Annotated in this window: 14 protein-coding genes and 1 pseudogene; 5 read left to right on the top strand and 10 right to left on the bottom strand. The window is 69.0% G+C overall.

Annotated features, from left to right (window positions below; all coding sequences use genetic code 11):
- Positions 1–128 precede the first annotated feature (128 nt).
- The 5 genes and pseudogenes from KK131_RS17635 to KK131_RS06660 all read right to left on the bottom strand — a co-directional run.
- Positions 129–477: pseudogene (locus KK131_RS17635) on the bottom strand (IS21 family transposase); the annotation flags it as partial.
- Between the two features lie 66 nt (positions 478–543).
- The gene (grxD, locus tag KK131_RS06675) at positions 544–1,467 is read right to left on the bottom strand and encodes a Grx4 family monothiol glutaredoxin (RefSeq protein WP_214555893.1); all 924 of its coding nucleotides are present in this window, start codon (positions 1,465–1,467) and stop codon (positions 544–546) included.
- Positions 1,468–1,547: 80 nt separating this feature from the next.
- Positions 1,548–2,405 (bottom strand): UDP-2,3-diacylglucosamine diphosphatase, encoded by an 858-nt coding sequence (locus KK131_RS06670; RefSeq protein ID WP_214555892.1) that lies wholly within the window; start codon positions 2,403–2,405, stop codon positions 1,548–1,550.
- 86 nt (positions 2,406–2,491) lie between these two features.
- The gene (locus tag KK131_RS06665) at positions 2,492–3,091 is read right to left on the bottom strand and encodes an SGNH/GDSL hydrolase family protein (RefSeq protein WP_214555891.1); all 600 of its coding nucleotides are present in this window, start codon (positions 3,089–3,091) and stop codon (positions 2,492–2,494) included.
- Between the two features lie 8 nt (positions 3,092–3,099).
- On the bottom strand, positions 3,100–4,344 hold the full coding sequence (locus tag KK131_RS06660) for an aminotransferase class I/II-fold pyridoxal phosphate-dependent enzyme (RefSeq protein ID WP_214555890.1): 1,245 nt from the start codon (positions 4,342–4,344) through the stop codon (positions 3,100–3,102).
- A gap of 171 nt (positions 4,345–4,515) precedes the next feature.
- On the opposite strand from KK131_RS06660, the gene rsgA reads away from it, so the two are divergent.
- From rsgA to aceE, 4 genes are all read left to right on the top strand, one after another.
- Positions 4,516–5,571 carry a ribosome small subunit-dependent GTPase A gene (rsgA, locus tag KK131_RS06655; RefSeq protein ID WP_214555889.1) on the top strand — a complete coding sequence of 352 codons (1,056 nt, stop codon included), beginning with the start codon at positions 4,516–4,518 and terminating at the stop codon, positions 5,569–5,571.
- 143 nt (positions 5,572–5,714) lie between these two features.
- A complete protein-coding gene (locus KK131_RS06650) occupies positions 5,715–6,998 on the top strand; it encodes a flavohemoglobin expression-modulating QEGLA motif protein (protein ID WP_214555888.1) in 1,284 nt (427 codons plus the stop codon).
- A gap of 113 nt (positions 6,999–7,111) precedes the next feature.
- Complete coding sequence (locus KK131_RS06645) at positions 7,112–9,403, top strand: NADP-dependent malic enzyme (protein WP_214555887.1); 2,292 nt, start codon at positions 7,112–7,114, stop codon at positions 9,401–9,403.
- 167 nt (positions 9,404–9,570) lie between these two features.
- Positions 9,571–12,291 (top strand): pyruvate dehydrogenase (acetyl-transferring), homodimeric type, encoded by a 2,721-nt coding sequence (gene aceE / locus KK131_RS06640; protein ID WP_214555886.1) that lies wholly within the window; start codon positions 9,571–9,573, stop codon positions 12,289–12,291.
- Between the two features lie 33 nt (positions 12,292–12,324).
- Here the strand turns inward: aceE and KK131_RS06635 are convergent, their stop codons facing one another.
- From KK131_RS06635 to KK131_RS06620, 4 genes are all read right to left on the bottom strand, one after another.
- Complete coding sequence (locus tag KK131_RS06635; protein WP_214555885.1) at positions 12,325–13,941, bottom strand: MFS transporter; 1,617 nt, start codon at positions 13,939–13,941, stop codon at positions 12,325–12,327.
- Between the two features lie 138 nt (positions 13,942–14,079).
- A complete protein-coding gene (locus tag KK131_RS06630; RefSeq protein ID WP_214555884.1) occupies positions 14,080–14,412 on the bottom strand; it encodes a hypothetical protein in 333 nt (110 codons plus the stop codon).
- A gap of 178 nt (positions 14,413–14,590) precedes the next feature.
- Complete coding sequence (locus KK131_RS06625; RefSeq protein WP_250887039.1) at positions 14,591–16,453, bottom strand: family 43 glycosylhydrolase; 1,863 nt, start codon at positions 16,451–16,453, stop codon at positions 14,591–14,593.
- A 51-nt stretch (positions 16,454–16,504) separates the two neighbouring features.
- Complete coding sequence (locus KK131_RS06620) at positions 16,505–17,422, bottom strand: arginine deiminase-related protein (RefSeq protein WP_214555883.1); 918 nt, start codon at positions 17,420–17,422, stop codon at positions 16,505–16,507.
- A gap of 242 nt (positions 17,423–17,664) precedes the next feature.
- Between KK131_RS06620 and KK131_RS06615 the strand changes: the two genes are divergently transcribed.
- Positions 17,665–17,967: a DUF3247 family protein gene (locus tag KK131_RS06615; RefSeq protein ID WP_214555882.1), complete on the top strand. Its 303-nt coding sequence runs from the start codon at positions 17,665–17,667 to the stop codon at positions 17,965–17,967.
- A 3-nt stretch (positions 17,968–17,970) separates the two neighbouring features.
- Here KK131_RS06615 and KK131_RS06610 read toward each other — a convergent pair whose 3' ends face one another.
- On the bottom strand, positions 17,971–19,173 hold the full coding sequence (locus tag KK131_RS06610; RefSeq protein ID WP_214555881.1) for an acyltransferase family protein: 1,203 nt from the start codon (positions 19,171–19,173) through the stop codon (positions 17,971–17,973).
- Between the last annotated feature and the right edge of the window lie 78 nt (positions 19,174–19,251).

Raw genomic sequence — 19,251 nt, 5'->3', positions numbered from 1 at the left:
GGGGTCGACACTGCCATAGCCCCGCTTGCGTGCCCGCTCGCGTGAGGTGATTTTCGCCTTGTTCGCCTGGGCGGTAGCGATGCTCATGCTTGGATGGTTCGGGTGAGACGCGGCGGCCCATGCCCGGGGCAGCGTACGGTCAGCCAAGCATTGAGCTCGGCGAATGAGCCCCAACGCTCGTTCTCTGCCTCCTGCCAGAGGCCACGGTGGTTATCCTGCGCGTCCTTCTCGACGCGCCCCTTCTCCTAACCGGCGACGACGTTGCAGAAGTCCGCATCGATCAGATAGTGCGAGCAGATCACCGCGAAACGGGCGTTGACGATGTGCTCCTTGCCCTTGCCCACCCTGTCCACAGCCGCCCTCATGTTGTCTAGATGCCACGCCTCCCAGGCCGGTCAGGCACTGCGCGTGGGCATCGAACAGCATCTCGTGTCCTTCGCCCGAATACGCAGCCAGCCAGAAGGCCCGGCTCGCGCAGCCATCTTGTTTCACCGTGAAAAGCACCTTCATCACGGCGCTTTTCTTTCAGCAAGAATGTGCTGCTCAGTAGCGCGGCACGCCGGAATCTACCTCGCTGGCCCACGCGTCCATGCCGCCTTCCACGTTATAGATGTTGCTGAAGCCGTGTGCGGCGAAGCGTTCGGCCATGGCGCGGCTGGACATGCCGTGGTGGCAGATGAAGGCCAGCGCGGTGTCTTTCGGCAGGTTGGCCAGGCTCTCGTAGCCTTCCTCTTCGAGTACCCGGGCCTGTGCCAGCGGCGCGGCCTGGGCGCGGCCGGCGGCGGGGCGCACGTCGATCAGGGTGATGTCGTTGGCGGCCAGCCGCTGCTTCAGCTGCTGCACGCTGAGCGGCTTGATCTCGGTGGCGCCGGGGAATTTCAGGCTCAGGCCCTCGCCCTGCACGGTGGACACCCAGTCGATCACGATGCCCTTGGCGCGCTGTGCGCTGGCCGGGTCGAAGTGCACTTCGAGGCCGTTCGCGTGGGCCACGATGTCGTGTTCGCCGGCCGGCGCCAGTTGGAAGCCGGCGCTGTGGTCGGGGCCGATCTCCAGGTGCAGCGCCACGCCTTGCGCGTTCGCGGTGCCCTGGCGGATCGCCTCGGCGGCGGCATCGGTAATGGTGATTTCCGGCGGGGTGCGGTCCGGCGCGGCGATGCCGAACAGCTGGTGCAGCTCGCCGCTGCCGTACATCTGGCGGATGATGTCGGCGCCGCCGACCAGTTCGCCTTCCACGTACAGCTGCGGGATGGTGGGCCAGTCGCCGTAGGCCTTGATGCCCTCGCGGATCTCCGGGTCGTCCAGCACGTTGACCGTGTGGTACTCGGGCAGCAGCTCGTTCAGCGTGTTGGTGGCTGCGGCGGAGAAGCCGCACATCGGCTGCTGGCGGTTGCCCTTCATGAACAGCACCACGCGGTGGTCCTTGAGCAGGGTTTCGATACGTTCGCGGGTGGCGGCGTCGAGGGACATGGGGAACTCCGGCAAAGAAGGCTTCAATGATACGCCGTCCGATATGCGGGGGACTTGCCGGCCTTCAAGGCTGCCCCCGCTCAGGCGGCCCGGTGCAGCTCGCCGAGGTGGCGCCGGCGGGCGCCCAGCGGCGCCAGCGCCAGCACCGCGGCGGGCGAGGGCCAGACCAGCTCGCGGCTGGCGCGACCCAGCGCGGTGGACTGCTCGCTCCAGTGGATCAGTTCCATCGCACCGGTGTGGTCTTCGACCAGCGCGGTGCAGTGCTCGACCCAGTCGCCGTCGTTGAGATAGAGCACGCCGGCCAGCTCGCGCACGTGGCCGAAATGGATGTGCCCGCAGATGTGGCCGTCGAAGCCGCGTTCGCGCGCGTCCGCGGCGACGCGTTGCTCGTACGCGCGGATGTACGCCAGCGCCCTGCCGATGTGCGACTTGAGGACGATCGACAGCGGCAGGTACGGCAGCTGCAGCCGTCGCCGCATCGCATGCAGCCGGCGGTTGCTCCAGCAGATGAGTCGATGCATCGCCTCGCCGAACTGCAGCATCCAGCGGCGGCCGATCCGCTCGGGGTCGAACTCGTCGCCGTGGCTGACCCGGTAGCGGCGGCCATCGGCGCCGACGTGCACCGCATCCAGTGCGATCCGCACGCCGCCGAAGTTCTGTCCGTGCAGGCCGCGCATGGGCGCGTCGTGGTTGCCGGGGATGTAGACGACGTCGACGCCGCGGCGCGCCAGTTGCAGTATCTCGGCGATCACCGCGCTGTGTTCGGCATGCCACCAGCGGCGCCGGGACAGCGCCTCCAGGTCGACGATGTCGCCGACCAGGTAGAGCTTCTCGCAGCGCAGCTGGCGCAGGAAGTCGAGCAGGTAGGCGGCCTTGCAGTCCGGCGTGCCCAGATGCACGTCGGAGATGAAGGCGCTGCGGCAGTGCAGGCTGGTCATGGCCGGTCCCCGGTGGTTGCCCGGGGCGCCAGTGTGAAAGCACCACGTCACCGTGCGATGGCGGACAGGTTGCAGCGCGGTTGCGATCAGCAGCGAAGCGCCGCGCGCACCGCCGGTTCGATCGCCTCCACCCACAAGGCGTACTGCGCCGCGGAAGGGTGCAGGCCGTCGTCGGCGAGCAGCTCCGGATGCTGGCGCGAGATGCCGGTGATGTCGACGAAGCGGGCGCCGGCGCGTTCGCTTTCAGCGCGGGCCAGCGCGTTGTAGGCGTCCAGCTCGGCGGCGATGCGTGCGCGGTCGCGGCCCTGTTCGCTGGCGAAGCGGGTGACGCCCCAGTCCGGGATCGACGCCACCACCACGCGCGCGGCGCGGTCGCCGGCCAGCGCGATCGCGCGCTCCAGCAGGCCGGCGAACTGTGCGCGGTAGTCGTCGGCCGGGCGGCCGCGGTACTGGTTGTTCACGCCGATCTGCAGCGTCACCAGGTCGTAGGGCGGCAGCAGCACCGCGGCGTCCATGCCTTGCGCCAGTTCGTCGGTGGCCCAGCCGGTGACGGCAACGATCTGCGGCTCGTCGATCGACGTGCCGCTGTGGCGCAGGCGCTGCGCCAGCACGGCCGGCCAGCGTTCGTGCACCGCCACCGCCTCGCCGATGGTGTAGGAGTCGCCGAGGGCGAGACAGGTCGGCACGGCGCGGCTCAGGCCACCGCGGCGGCGGATGGCGACTGCTCGCGCGCCATGCCCGCCAGCACCCGCTCGATCCGCACGAACACTTCGCGCAATTGCGGGGGCGGCGGCAGCAGGGTCAGCCGGAAGTGGCGGCTGCGCGGCACGTTGAAGCTGCTGCCGGGCACCACCAGCACCGATTCCTCTTCCAGCAGGCGCAGCGCGAAGGCCTCGTCGTCGAAGCCGGCGAGGCGGTCGGCGCGCACCTGCGGGAACGCGTACAGGGCGCCTTCCGGAGCCACCAGTTCCAGGTAGTCGCTGGCGGCGACGCCTTCCAGCACGACCCGGCGCGCCTCGTGCAGGCGGCCGCCGGGAGCGGTCAGCGTGCCGATCGTCGGCGCATCCTGCAGCGCAGGCAGCACCGCCCATTGCGCGGTGACGTTTGCGCACAGGCGCAGTGCGGCCAGCAGCTGCAACGCATCGCGATAGGCCGCGCTGCGCGCGGGATCGCCGGACAGGCTCATCCAGCCGACCCGGTAGCCGCAGGCGCGATGCACCTTGGACAAGCCGCCGAAGCTGAGGCAGGGCCACTCGTCGGCCACTTCGGCCAGCGGCTGGAAGGTGGCGCCGTCGTACAGGATCTCGTCGTAGATCTCGTCGGACAGCAGCAGCAGGCGATGCCGCGCCGCGATCGCCACCAGTCGTTCCAGCAGCGCGCGCGGATAGACCGCGCCGGTCGGGTTGTTCGGGTTGATCAGCACCAGGGCCCGGGTACGCGGCGTGATCAGCGCCTCGATCTCGTCCGGATCGGGCAGGTGGCCGTGGCGGGCGAGGCAGCGGTAGTAGCGCGGCTGGCCGCCGTTGAGGATGGTGGCGGCGCTCCACAGCGGGTAGTCCGGGCTCGGCAGCAACACCTCGTCGCCGGCCTGCAGCAGGGCGCGCAGCGACAGGTCGATCAGCTCGCTGACGCCGTTGCCGATGAAGATGCGCTCGGGTTCGACGCCCTGGCCGCCACGTGCGCGCTGCTGCGCGGCAATCGCCTCGCGGGCGAGTTCCAGGCCTTGTTCGTGGCCGTAGGCCTCGCTCTCGTGCAGGTGGCCGGCGATCGCCTCGCGCAGGTGCGCCGGCGCCGCGAAGCCGTAGCGGCCGGGGTTGCCGATGTTGAGCTTGATGATGTCGAGGCCGGCAGCCTCCAGTTCGCGCGCGCGCCGGGTCAGTGCACCGCGGATTTCGTAGCGCACGTCCGCCAGGTGCGCACTGGGTGTGATCGAGGCCAACGCCGGTGTCCTTGTGCAGGTTGAGGTCGACAGGCGGGCGTGCCGCCGGCGGCTTGATGCTAGCAGCGTGGTGCAGTGCAGCGCGAGCATCTTTTGGGCCGGATTCCGGTTCATCGTCGGGCAATCTTCAGGCAAGGCATAATCACCGGACCGAGCCGACTGAACTTCCCCATGAGCGATGCCGAAACGATCGAACGCCTGCGCCGCATCGGCTGGCGCGGTGATGCGCTGCCGGCCGCCGGTTTGCGCCTGGCGCGGGTCGTGGCCCAGCATCGCGCCGGCTATGAGCTGCACGACGGCGGGACCCTGTTCGGCGCGCAGCCGGACGGGCGTTTCCTCAAGCGCGGCATCGACCCGGCCGAGCGGCCGGTGGTCGGCGACTTCGTCGAGGTCGAGGCGGGCAAGCCGCCGCACATCGTCAACGTGCTGGCGCGGCGCACGGTGCTGTCGCGCGCGGCGGCCGGCGAGCGCTACGAGCGGCAGCTGATCGCCACCAACATCGACTACGTGCTGGTACTGACCGGACTGGATGGCGACTTCAACCCGGCGCGGATCGAACGCTACCTGTCGTTGACCGAAGATTCCGGTGCGCAGCCGGTGGTGCTGCTGAGCAAGCTGGACACGCGCGAGGACGCCGCGGCGCAGATCGCGGCGTTGCGTGCGCGGCTGCCCGCCGCGACGCCGATCCATGCACTGAACGGCAAGGACCCGGCCAGCGTGGCGCAGCTGGCGGCGTACCTGCAGCCGGGCGACAGCGCGGTGCTGGTCGGCTCCTCCGGCGCCGGCAAGTCGACCCTGACCAATACCCTGCTCGGCACGGCACGCATGGCCACCGCCGAAGTGCGCAGCCACGACAGCCGCGGCCGCCACACCACCACCCATCGCGCCCTGCTGCAGTTGCCCAGCGGTGGCTGCCTGATCGACACGCCGGGGATGCGCGAGCTGAAGCTCACCGGCGAGGAAAACCTCGACCTGTTCGCCGACATCGAGGCGCTGGCCGAGCAATGCCGTTTCGCCGATTGCGGCCACGGCAGCGAGCCGGGCTGCGCGATACAGGTGGCGCTCGACAGTGGCGAACTGGCGCCCGGGCGCTGGCGCAACTTCCTCAAGCTGCACGACGAGCGCGAGGAGCAGGCGGCGACGCTGGAAGCGCGCCTGCGCCGCCAGCGTGGCGGCCGGCCGATCGAGCGGCCGCACGGCCATCGCGGGCAGCGCGAGCGGGACTGAGCCGGCGCGCTCGGCTTGCGCACGAGGCGCGCCAAAGCATCTAGTATCGCGGCATCGTCGTAGCGGAGCGCAGGCATGCGTCGGTTGTCGTCGTCATATTCCGAGCCGGGAGGTCGTACCGGCTCGTCATGCAGGGCCGCGCGATGAACGCATCGGACGGTACCGTCGCGCCCGGGCTGCAGCGCTACGCCGCGCTCGACCAGCGCCTGCTGGCGGCGGTGCGCGGCATCCACATCCTGCCCACGGTGGCGTGGCCGGCGTCGCTGGAAGGCCGCATGATCGAGGCCTACGACAAGGGTCGCTTCGCCTTGCCGGACGTGAGCTACACGCGGCCGGACCTGTCCGCGGCGCGCGCCGAGCTGGCGGCGATCGAGGCGGCGGCGGCCGAGGGTGCGGAGATCGACCCGCTGGGCGACTACCTGCGCCGCACCGCCGAATCCTGGCGCATTGCCGCCGAGATGCTGGAATCGGTCGGCACGGCCGGCGTCACCGCGCCGTCGATCGCGCTGTATGGACGTCCAGACGACATGATCCCCGGCAGCCGGCGCAGCAACCTCGATGCGGCGCGCTACTTCGTCGAATTGTCCGACGAGCTGGGCGCGGACCTGCTGGCCGACGACAGCTGCGTGAACGTGCCGGCCGACGTGCTGCGCGGCGACCTGGCCGCCACCCTGGACGAGTTCTTCGGCGCCGGCACGATCAACGTCGAGGTCGATCCCGAGCTGACCGCCAAGGCGGCCGCCGGCGCCACCCGCATCCGCCTGCGCGGCGGCGCCAGCTTCAGCGAATACGATCGCCACCAGCTGCTGGCGCACGAGGCGTTCGTGCATTCGCTGACCGCGTTGAACGGCCGCCGGCAGCCGCTGCTGGCCTCGCTGGCGCGCACCTCGCCGCGGGTCACCGCGACCCAGGAAGGCCTGGCGGTGTTCGCCGAGCTGATGTCCGGCGCGATCGACATCACCCGGCTCAAGCGCATCAGCCTGCGCATCCTGGCGATCGACATGGCGCTCGGCGGCGCCGACTTCGTCGAGGTCTACAAGTACTTCAGCGCCTGCGGGCAGAGCGCGGCGGACAGCTTCCATTCGGCCCAGCGCGTGTTCCGCGGCGTGCCGCTGGGCGGCGGCGCGGCGTTCGCCAAGGACAACGTCTACCTGTCCGGCCTGCTCACCGTGCACACGTTCTTCCGCCTGGCGTTGAAGCAGCGGCGGATGGATCTGCTGCGCCACCTGTTCGCTGGCAAGCTGACCCTGCATGACGTGGTCGCGTTGCAGCCGCACTTCGAATCCGGCGCGATCCTGCCGCCGCGCTGGCTGCCGCCGTGGATGCAGCACGTGCATGGACTGGCCGGCAAGCTGGCGTTCTCGGTCTTCATCAACGGCATCCAGTTGAACCGGGTACATGGCGACGAACTGCTGCAGAGCGTCTAGGAGCGCGGCGTAGCGCCGCAAGAACGGGCCGGCGCAGGCCGCCCCGGTGCTAACATCACGGAAAGTCATCCGCCGCGGCGGATGGACTTCCCTTCACCGACAAAACGTATCCAATGAGCCTCCCCGAAGAACTGCGCCTTGCTGCCCTCGAATACCACCGCCTGCCGCGCCCCGGCAAGATCAAGGTCACCCCAACCACCTCGCTGCTGACCCAGCGCGACCTGTCGCTGGCCTATTCGCCCGGCGTGGCCGCGGCCTGCGATGCGATCGTGGAGGACCCGACCACGGCGGCGGAGTACACCGCGCGCTCCAACCTGGTCGCCGTGATCACCAACGGCACCGCGGTGCTGGGCCTGGGCAACATCGGGCCGCTGGCGAGCAAGCCGGTGATGGAGGGCAAGGGCGTGCTGTTCCAGAAGTTCGCCGGCATCGACGTGTTCGACATCGAGATCGACGAGAACGACCCGGACAAGCTGGTCGAGATCATCGCCAGCCTCGAACCGACCTTCGGCGGCATCAACCTGGAAGACATCAAGGCACCGGAGTGCTTCATCGTCGAGCGCAAGCTGCGCGAGCGGATGAAGATCCCGGTGTTCCACGACGACCAGCACGGCACGTCGATCATCGTCGGCGCGGCGCTGATCAACGCGCTGGTGGTGGTCGGCAAGAAGATCGAGGACATCCGCGTGGCCACCACCGGCGCCGGCGCCGCGGGGATCTCCTGCCTCGACATGCTGGTGGCGCTGGGCGTGAAGCCCGAGCACATCCTGGCGTTCGACCGCCACGGCGTGCTGCACAACGAGCGCACCGACCTCGACCCGGACAAGCAGCGCTACGCGCGCGACACCAAGGCGCGCACGCTGGCCGAAATCGTCGAGGGCGCGGACGTGTTCCTTGGCCTGTCCGCCGGCGGCATCCTGAAGCCGGAGATGGTCGCCACGATGGCCGCGCGGCCGATCATCTTCGCGCTGGCCAACCCGAACCCGGAAATCACCCCGGAAGAGGCGAAAGCGGTGCGGCCGGACTGCATCATGGCCACCGGCCGTTCGGACTACCCGAACCAGGTCAACAACGCGCTGTGCTTCCCCTACCTGTTCCGCGGCGCGCTGGACGTGGGCGCCACGGTGATCAACGAGCCGATGAAGATCGCCTGCGTCAAGGCGATCGCCGCGCTGGCGCGGCGCGAGTCGTCCGACGTCAGCGCGCGCGCCTACGGCGGCAAGCCGCCCAGCTTCGGCCCGGACTACCTGATCCCGCAGCCGTTCGATCCGCGTCTGCTACTGCAGCTGCCGCCGGCGGTGGCGCAGGCGGCGATGGACTCGGGCGTGGCCACGCGGCCGATGGCCGACTTCGCCGAGTACATTGATCGCCTCACCAGTTTCGTGTTCCGCACCGGCCTGCTGATGAAGCCGGTGTTCGAGCGGGCCAAGTCCGAACCGTGCCGCCTGGTCTACGCCGAGGGCGAGGAGGAGACCGTGCTGCGCGCGGTGCAGGTGGTGGTCGACGAAGGCCTGGCCAAACCCATCCTGATCGGCCGTCCGGAAGTGATCGAGAAGCGCATCAAGCGCGCCGGCCTGCGCATCCAGCCGGGCGTGGACATCGAGATCTGCAACATCAACAGCGACCCGCGCTTCGACGCCTACTGGCAGCACTATCACCGGCTGATGGAACGCCGCGGGGTGACCCCGTCGATGGCCAAGGCGGTGGTCCGCTCGCGGCCCACCGCGATCGCCGCGCTGATGGTCGAGCGCGGCGAAGCCGACGCGATGATCTGCGGCCTGGTCGGCCAGTACCAGGGCAAGCTGCGCTACATCCGCGACATCATCGGCCTGGACGCCGGCGTGGTCGAACCGTCGGCGATGGCCGCGGTGGCCACCGACAAGGGCACGTTCTTCTACCTCGATACGCATGTGCAGGACGATCCCTGCCCCGAGCAGGTCGCCGAGGCCACGCTGCAGGCATCGATCCGGCTGAAGCTGTTCGGCATCACGCCGAAGATCGCGCTGCTGTCCGGCGGCAACTTCGGCAGCCGCGACACCTGCGGCGCGAAGAAGATGCGCAAGGCGCTGGAGTTGATCCGCGCCCGCGCGCCGCGGCTGGAAGTGGAGGGCGAGATGCAGGCCGACGTGGCGCTGACCCCGGCGCTGCGCGAGAAGCTGTTCCCGAACTCGCGGCTGGAAGGCAAAGCGAACGTGTTCGTGTTCCCGAACCTGGACGCGGCGAACATCGCCTACAACATGACCCGCATGCTCAGCGATGGCGTGGTGATCGGGCCGATCCTGATGGGCGTGGCCAAGCCGGCGCACATCCTGATGCCGCAATCGACCGTGCGCCGGGTGGTGAACATGAGCGCGGTGGCCTGCGTCGAGGCGCAGATCCGCGCGGCGAACCGCCCGCAAGGCTGACCGCCCGCCTGGCGCCGGTGGCCCCGCCGCCGTGCGCCGCCGCATGGAATCTGCATTGGCGACCCTCGGGCCCAACGGCTAGACTTGGACGTTGATCCCGCCGCAATCCCCCGGCGGCGGGTACCCCCTCAAGCATGAGCGCTGCAACGGCGCCGCGGAGAATCTTCATGGATCAGCTCGACGACATCCTCAACCAGGACATCGACCCCACCGAAACCCGGGAGTGGATCGACTCGCTCGACGCGGTGATCCATCACGACGGCACCGAACGCGCGCATTTCCTGCTGGAGAAGATGGTCGACACCACCCGCCGTTCGGGTGGCTACCTGCCGTTCAACCCGACCACCGAATACGTCAACACGATCGCGCCCAGCCAGGAAGCGAAGAGCCCCGGTGATGCCGCGATGGAATGGCGCATCCGCTCGCTGATCCGCTGGAACGCGATGGCGATGGTGGTGCGCGCAAACCGCAAGCCGGGCGAGCTGGGCGGGCACATCGCCAGCTTCGCTTCCAGCGCGACGCTGTACGACGTCGGCTTCAACCATTTCTGGCGCGCGCCGAGCGCCGATCACCCGGGCGACCTGGTGCTGCACCAGGGCCATTCCAGCCCGGGCATCTACGCGCGCTCGTTCCTCGAAGGCCGCCTGGCCGAGGACCAGCTCGACCTGTTCCGCATGGAAGTGGCCGGCCATGGCCGCGCGCTGTCGTCGTACCCGCACCCGTGGCTGATGCCGGACTACTGGCAGGTGCCGACGGTGTCGATGGGGCTGGGCCCGATCCAGGCGATCTACCAGGCGCAGTTCTTCAAGTACCTCGAACACCGCGGGCTGGTGCCGAAGAGCGACCGCAAGGTCTGGTGCTTCATGGGCGACGGCGAATGCGACGAGCCGGAGTCGCTCGGCGCGATCTCGCTGGCCGGCCGCGAGGGCCTGGACAACCTGATCTTCGTGATCAACTGCAACCTGCAGCGGCTGGACGGCCCGGTGCGCGGCAACGGCAAGATCATCCAGGAACTGGAAGGCGTGTTCCGCGGCGCCGGTTGGAACGCGCTCAAGGTGGTCTGGGGCAGCTACTGGGATCCGCTTCTGGCGCGCGACAGCAAGGGCGTGCTGCGCAAGCTGATGATGGAAACCGTCGACGGCGAGTATCAGGCGTGCAAGGCGTTCGGCGGCGCGTATACGCGCGAGCACTTCTTCGGCAAATACCCGGAGACGCGCGAGATGGTCGCCAACCTCAGCGACGACGACATCTGGCGGCTGAACCGCGGCGGCCATGATCCGCACAAGGTCTACGCGGCCTATCACACGGCGGTGAACACCCAGGGCATGCCCACGGTGATCCTGGCCAAGACGGTCAAGGGCTACGGCATGGGCGCGGCCGGCGAGTCGCAGAACCCCACCCACCAGCAGAAGAAGCTGGACGACGAGTCGGTGCGGCATTTCCGCGACCGCTTCCAGATTCCGATTCCCGACGACAAGCTGCACGACGTGCCGTACTACCACCCGGGCAAGGACTCGCCGGAAGTGCAGTACATGCTGGAGCGCCGCCAGGCGCTCGGCGGCGCGTTGCCGCAGCGCCGGCGCAAGGCCGACGCCAAGCTGAAGGCGCCGGAGCTGGCCGCGTTCGAGCAGATCACCAAGGGCACCGGCGAGCGCGAGATCTCCACCACGATGGCGCTGGTGCGCGGCATCAACCTGCTGCTGCGCGACAAGCAGCTGGGCGAGCGGATCGTGCCGATCGTGGCCGACGAGGCGCGCACGTTCGGCATGGAAGGCATGTTCCGCCAGATCGGCATCTACGCGCCGTTCGGCCAGAAGTACAAGCCGCAGGATTCCGACCAGCTGCTGTATTACCGCGAGGACCAGAAGGGCCAGGTGCTGCAGCAGGGCATCAGCGAGGCCGGCGGCATGGCGTCGTGGATGGCGGCGGCGACCAGCTACTCGGTCAGCAACCAGGCGATGCTGCCGTTCTTCATCTACTACTCGATGTTCGGCTTCCAGCGCATCGGCGACCTGTGCTGGGCCGCGGGCGACATGCGCTCGCGCGGCTTCCTGGTCGGCGGCACTTCGGGCCGCACCACGCTGAACGGCGAGGGCCTGCAGCACGAGGACGGCCACTCGCACCTGATGGCCGGCGCGATCCCGAACGTGAAGTCGTACGACCCGACCTTCTCGTACGAAGTGGCGGTGATCCTGCAGGACGGCGTGCGCCGGATGATGCAGGAGCAGGAGGACATCTACTACTACGTCACCGTGATGAACGAGAACTACAGCCACCCCGACCTGCCCAAGGGCAGCGAGGAAGGCATCATCAAGGGCATGTACCTGTTCCGGGATTCGGGAATCGGGAATGGGGAATCGGGCAAAGCCAAGGGCAAGAGCAAGGCGCCGTGCGTCCAGCTGCTCGGCTCGGGCACGATCCTGCGCGAAGTCATCGCGGCTGCCGACCTTTTGAAGAACGACTTCGGTGTCGAGTCCGACATCTGGTCGTGCCCCAGCTTCATCGAATTGCGCCGCGACGGCTTCGACGCCGAGCGCTGGAACCGCCTGCATCCGGAAGCGGAGCAGCGCGTGCCGTACGTCACCGGCCTGCTCGACGGGCGCTCCGGCCCGGCGATCGCCGCCACCGACTACGTGCGCGAGTACGCCGACCAGATCCGCGCGTTCCTGCCCGACGGCATGCGCTACACCGTGCTGGGCACCGACGGCTTCGGCCGCTCGGACACCCGCGCGCACCTGCGCGAGTTCTTCGAGGTCGATCGCTACTGGATCGCGCACGCGGCGCTGGCCGCGCTGGCGAAGGACGGCAAGGTGAACGCGAAGGACGTCAGCCGCGCGATCAAGGAATACAAGCTCGACCAGGACAAGCCGAATCCGCTGACGGTGTGACGCCGCCGACCCCGCCGTGTCGCCGCGGTGGGGTCACGACGGCCGGGACAGCGCGTCCTGGATCGCTTCCAGTCCGTGGCCGCGCGTCTCGATGCCGCTGCGCGCGAGCATCCAGCCGGCCACTGCCATCGGCAGCGCGATCAGCAGCGCCGACAGCATGAAGTGCTCGAACAGGCCGGCCACGCCGATCACCGCGCCGAGGATGCCGCCGAACTTCGAGCCCCCGGCGATCAGCCCCGCGCCGGTGCTGCGCAGGTGCACCGGGTAGATCTCCGCCGCATACGGGATCAGCGTGGCGATCACCCCGCTGATGCTGAGCAGCAGCGCCACCGTGCCGACGATGGTCAGCGTCGTCGAGTGCAGGTTGGCCAGCGCGATCGCGAAGAAGAACAGCAGGGACAGCGCGGTCAGTCCGATGAACAGCACCAGGGTGCGGATGCTGCTCCAGCGCTGGTAGAACCACACCACCACGCCGATGCCGGGCAGCGCCAGGATCGCCGAGCGCGCCAGCAGCGCGGCGCTGGCCTGCGCATCGATGCCCAGCTTGACCAGGTTCGCCGGCAGCCACAGCAGGAAGCCGAAGTTCGCCAGCCCCCAGGCCACCGCGCACATCATCAGCCCCCAGCTGATCGCCGCATGCCTTCCGCGCAGCAGCTGGCGCATGCCGATGCGGGCGGAGGCATGCGGGTCGGGCCGGGCCGCTTCGCCCGTGGGGTGGACAGGCGCAGCCGTCGGTGCCGCCGTGCCCGAGAACCGCTGCAGCACCGCGCGCGCCTGATCCTCCAGTCCGGCCAGCGCGAGGAAGCGCGGCGACTCGGGAATGTAGCGGTTGAGGAACACGATCAGCGCGCCGGTGGGCAAGTTGAGCAGCCATAGCGCACGCCAGCTGTAGGTCGGTTCGAACAGCGTGGCCGCGCCCGAGGCGAGCAGGTAGCCGGCCGAGGTGCCGACGCCACCCAGGGCCACCAGCAGCCAGCCGCGGTGCCGGGTCGGGATGGTCTCGGCCATCAGGGTGAAGGTGATCGGCAGCATGCCGCCGGCGGCCGCGCCCATCATGAAGCACATCACCAGGTTCCAGCCGAACGCCGGCATCGCGCCGCAGATTGCGGTACCCATGAACATCAGCGCCGAGAGCAGGATGGTGGCGCGACGACCGAACAGATCGCCGAGCCGGCCCCACACGATCGAGCCGACCACGGTGCCGGTCAGCGCCGACAGTGCCAGCCATCCGGCGGTCGAGCCGCTGATGCCGTATTCGGCCGACATGCCCGGCATCGCAAAACCAATGGTGGCCGGCTTCATCACGTCTACCGCCAGCGCGACGGTCAGCACGGTCACCAGCTTCCAGTGCTCGCGATTGAGCGGTACGTGGTCGGCGGCGTGGAATGGCAGCGGGCTGCGATCAGGATGCAGGGTGCGCCGCATCTGCTCCATCCGCGGCATCAGGCCATAGCCGGCCAGCAGCACGCCGAGCGGCACCAGTGCCATGCCGACCAGCATCGCGTTGTCCATCGGCATGCCGGCGAGTTGGTAATGCATCGGCGCGGCCATCGCCAGCATCGGCAGGTGCGCCAGTACGCCCGCGACCACCGCCGCGCAGCCCAGCCAGAACGCCACGGGGTGATGGAAGGTAATGTCTCTTTGGCGCATGGGCGACCGTCGTGGCACGAGGCGGCCAGCTTAGCAGCGGCGAGGCCACGTCGGTGGCGGCGGCGGGCCGGCCGACGAACCGCCCAGGGCGGGTTTTCGTCGGTGCGAGAGCGCTGGAGTCAGACGGGTGTCAGGCGTTCATTCGTCGTCGCTGCGAAACGCGCGGCGCAGCAGCAGGAAGGCGCCGATGGTGCCGGCGACGATCGCCGCCGTGGCAGCCGGGTGGCGACTCACCTGCCGACGCAGGCGACGGTAGTGGTAGTTCGCCTCGTCGGCGAAATCCTCGGCCGCATGCGCCAGCCGGCGGCTGTAGGAATCGCCGTGCTGGCCGAAACGTGCGCGCAGTTCGCGGCTGCGGTCGTACAGATGATGCGCGCGTTCGACCGCGCCATCGGCGTAGTGTCGCACGCGTTCGCCGGCACGCTCGCCGGCGTCCTGGAATTGGCGCTGGATCTCATCACGGTTGCGCATGACTGTTCTCCTCAGGCTGGCATCACAGGCTGCCAGCGCCGCCGTGAGCGGGGCGTGGACAGCGGCGCGCGGCCGCGTCGCCCATTCAGCCGAGGACGTATTCGCCACCCTGTCGCAGCGCGCGTTGCCAGGCCGGCCGTGCGTGGATGCGGCACGTGCGGCCGGCGCCTGCGCAGGATCAGGGGTTCAGCACGGCCGTCCGCGACAGGGTGGACACGCCATGCTCGTCGAAGGCCTCCACCGCCACAACGTATTTCACGCCCTTGTTCAACGAGCGCAGGGTCAACCGCGTCGGCTGGTCGGCGAAGCGCTGGTAGGTCTCGTGCAGCCGGTCGGCGGCAAGTCCCCAGCGCACGTTGTAGCCCACCGCGCCGGGCACCGGCTTCCACACGATCTCGGCATCGCGGGTGTCGGCCAGGCGATGCGCGGAGACCAGCACCGGCGCGGGCGGCGGCGGGCCGTCGGCGTTGCCGAACACGCGCAGGTCGGAGATCGCCAGCGTATGCGCGCCGACGTGACCGTGTACGTAGCGCACGTAGCGGATGCGCGCCGGATGGTCGAGTTCGAGATAGGCGTTCGGCCGGTCGCGCGTCTCGTGCGAGAGGTCGGCCAGCGTGCTCCACTGCCGACCGTCGACAGAGCCCTCGAGGCGGAACCGGGTGACGATGTCGGGCGCGTCGCCGTAGCGGCCGGACTGGTAGTCGGCGTAGTTCACCTGCACCGCGCGCACCGTGCGCAGGCCGCCGAGGTCGAGCGTGAGCGTCTGCCCGGCGGTGTTGTTCGCGGCGACCCAGAACGTGCGCGGATTCTCGTCGGTCACTTCGGAGGGCGGATGCTCCGGCCGTTGCGACGAAGCCTGCGCGGCCTTGCGGTACGACAGCAGCATCCAGCCGGTGAACGTGCTCTCGCCTTCATGCAGCGGGTGATCGGGCATGCGCTGCGGGAAGTCGCCGAAACGGGTGTCGACCCACATCTGGCCGTCCGCGTGGAAGCCGGCGGGGAACAAGTCGATGCGCCGCTCGAACCTCCAGTTCAGGCCCACCCACATGGTGCCGCTGTTCCACCAGTTGCCATGCGCGTCCTGGAACGTGGAACCGTGACCGGCGCCGACGACGAAGCCGCCGGGCTTGTAGCCGACCGGGTTGTACGGCGCATAGGTGAACGGTCCGAGCGGCTTGCTGCCGACGTATACGCCGGTGGCATACACGTTGTATTCGGTGCCGGGCGCGCCGTACTGCAGGTAGTAGCGGTCGCCATGCCGGTTCATCCAGGCACCCTCGACGTAGGGCTGGATGCTGGTGTCGGTATGGTCCTGGCCGAAGCGCTCCCAGCCGTGCGCGGCCGGATCGGCCTTGAGCAGGGCGACCGGCTTCGTGACGAAGCGCATCCGCTTGCCTTCGCCTTCGCCGGCGTGGTCGAGCGCCAGGTCGATCTGCGCGCCGTACAACGGAAAGACGTTGGAGGAATCCCAGTACAGATAGGTCTTGCCGTCCTCGTCGCGGAACAGGCCCGGATCCCATGGTCCCGGCGGCAGGTCGCCCGGTTTCATCGCGCTCTCGTGGCCGCCCCACACCGCGCCCGGTACCGCCGGCAGCAGGCGCGTCCAGAACTGCCAGTGGCCATGCGCGGGATCGGTCGAGTACAGCAGCGGCTTCGGCTCCATCGCCGCCTGCATCAGGAACAGCTTGCCGTCCGCGACCAGGGTGGCCGGCGCCACCGGGCCGTCGAACGGCCAGCGATCCGGCTGCACGAACTGCCAGTGCACCAGGTCGTTCGAATGCCAGTAGCCGTCGGCCAGCGTAAGGAACAGGTAATAGCCATCGCCGTAGCGCACGATCGCGGGATCCGCACCGGTGCGGTACGAGATGCCCTCGTTCATCTGCTCGTAGTTATAGCGATAGTCGAGATCGACCGGGTTGGCCCAGGTGCGCCCGCCCGCAGGCGTGGCGGCCATCGCGCCCGGGCCGAACAGGCCGGCGGCAAGCGCGACCAGGCAGAGCGTCTGCGGGCGTGGTGTCGATGGCTGGAAAATCGACGGCATCCACGGAGAATGCACCGCGATGGCCACCGGCGCAACGGCGTGGCAGCGGTTTCAGTAAATCTCGCCCACGCAGCAGCGCAGGCTGCCGCCGGCCTTCTCGATTTCGCCCAGCCCCACCGCGCCGATCGCGAATCCGTACCCGGCCAGCGCCTCGCACTGTTCGTCGGTGAGCGCGGCGGCGGCGCAGGCGCTCATCCACACGCGGTCGTCGGACAAGGTGATCGCGTTGCCGGCGAAGGCCCGCTTCTGCGCCGGGGCGAGCCAGATCGCGCGGTCGCCGTAGGCGTGGGCGATCGCCTGCGCGGCGGCCGGATCGCGGAAACCGTCGGCGGCGATGATCACGGCGCGGCTGGCCAGCAGGGCCAGCACCACGTTGGTGTGGTATTCGGTTTCGGCCAGCTCGAAGCAGTACGTCAGGCGCAGGTCGAACGCCTTGTGCATCGCCTGCGCGCCGGCCATGTCGCAGCGCTCGCTGAGGCCGCAGTAGCCGACGCCGCGGGCACGGTCGATGACCAGCGAGCCGGTCAGCTCGGCGACCAGGTCGTCGCAGCCGGACAGGTCGATCTCGTCATAGCCCAGCAGCTCGCCGAAGAACGCGCGGATGTCGCTGCGCTCGGCCTCGCGCTGGCGCACGGGGTGGCGCATGCGGCCCACGATCAGTCGGCCCGGCGCCGTGGCGAACACGTTGTTCGGAAACACCGCGTCGGGTGTCGCCGGGTTGCCGGGAAAGGTGATCACCGGCACGTCCGCGCGCAACGCCTGCGCCAGCGCGGTGTGCTGGGCCAGGGCCTTGAGCGGATTGACCGCGAGGTTCATGTCCATGTAGCGGTTGTCGCGTGCCGATTCCTCCGCCAGGGCGAATTCGGCAGGCGCGACCAGGAACGCCGCCCGCGCGGTCGCCGCGGCTTCCGGCAGCGGCGCCAGCGCGGCGTAGGCTTCGAGGAATTCGGCGGGCGAGGTGGCGATCATGGGACGGTTCCGTGTGTCGGCTGACCTTCGCAGGATATCCGCTGCCGGTTCTTCCCGTGCAGCGGCTTCCGCATGCAACCGATGGCGTCCAGCGCCGTCGCACCGGCAGGAGTGCCGCCGACACCCGCTGCAAGTGCCGACAAGTACCTCGACTGTTCAGCTGCCAGACGGGCGAATTGACAGGTTTTTTCCGTTTTGGCGACTAGCGTGAACAAACACGCTAGTCATGCGAGGCGAATCCCATGGGCAGACAGGCGAATCGCGTCTATACCGATCAGGGCAGCATCCGAAAGCTCGAGTCGCTGGTCGATCAACTGCCGGCCAACGGCCATGTGGTGCTGTTGCTGAAGGATGGCAGCAGCTGCGACGGCGTGATCACCACGCGGCCGAACGTGCAGTTGTTCCGCGATGCCGACGAGCGCGAAGGCGTCAACGCCACCGTACAACTGGAACGGCCCGACGTGCCGGAGTGGAGCCGGCAGGTCTGGCTCGATCAAATCCTGCGGGTCGAACACCTGGACTCGTGCATGGCCAGCGAAACCTGAAGTTCAGGCCAGATCGTCGGCCGGTTGCGGCATCTTGGCGGCGGTCCGCGGGGTGCGCGAAGGCGCCGCGTCGAGTCCGAACAGCGGCCGCAGCCAGCGCACGCGGCGGATCACGCACTCGTGCAGCAGCGCGCAGCCGCCCACCGTGGCCAGCACGATCAGCACCGGCTCGACGACCGGCCCCAGCCCCAGCGGCATCAGCCGCCAGGCGAACAGCAACAGCAGGCTCTGGTGCAGCACGTACCACGGATACACCGCCTCGCGTGCATACGGCAGCCAGCGGAACGGGCGGTCGAGGTAGGCATGGCCCCAGCCCAGCACGGCGCAGATGGCCGTCCACAGATACGCGTAGCGCAGCGCATGCACGATCCACCACACGGCGGTCGGCGCCGCGTCGGGCAGCAGCCGGATGCCGGCCAGGTACAGCGCGAAACAGGCCAGCGCCGACGACAGCGAGATCCGGCGCAGCCGCGCCAGCTCCGCCCACAGGCCAGTGTCGGTGCCGAGCAGATAGCCGTACAGGAACATGCTGAAGTAGAGCGCATGGGCATACCAGTCGCCCCAGAGGGCGCCGGTGAACGGGTAGCGGCCGGCCAGCAGGCGATCCCAGGCGAACAGCGGGATCGCCGGCAGCAACAGCAGGGCCGGGCCGCGCAGCCGCAGCACGACGGCGCGCAGGCGCTGGCCCAGCCGCGATTCCAGCGCGGGCATCGCGCCCAGCAGCAGCATCGTGTACACCCACAGATACGGCAGGTACCACAGGTGATTCCAGGTGAAGCCGTACTGCCAGCCGGTGAACGCGCCGGCCGGCCATGGGCCGCCGCTCCAGTAGCGCAGCAGAAAGTGGCCGAAGCCCGGCTCGACCAGGTGGTTCGACAGGCCCTGCACGTAGGGCTGGATCGGCACCACCACCAGCACGCCGAAAACCAGCGGCAGCAGCAGGCGCAGGCTGCGCTTGCCGACCAGCCGGCCGAGGCTGCCGCGCCGGCGCATGAAGTTCACCGCCAGCCCGGAAACCAGGAACAGCAGTTCCATCCGCCAGCGGTTGAGGAACAGCATCGGGTACTGCAGCCATTCGGTGGTGTGGCTGCTCTTGAGATGGAAATCCCAGCCTTCGCCGGCCACGTACAGCATGGCGGCGTGGTACAGGATCAGCAGGCCGAAGGCGAGGACGCGCAGCGCGTCGATATCGTGGCGGCGGTTCATGGCGGCACTCCCGTGCGTGAAAGTGGCTCCAGCCTGGGTTGCCGTGCAGGGCTTGTCCTGCCCGAAGTGACCGTCCGC

Source organism: Rhodanobacter sp. LX-99, from assembly GCF_018599185.1.
Lineage (GTDB): Bacteria > Pseudomonadota > Gammaproteobacteria > Xanthomonadales > Rhodanobacteraceae > Rhodanobacter.
This window is presented reverse-complemented; position numbering and strand designations above follow the sequence as displayed.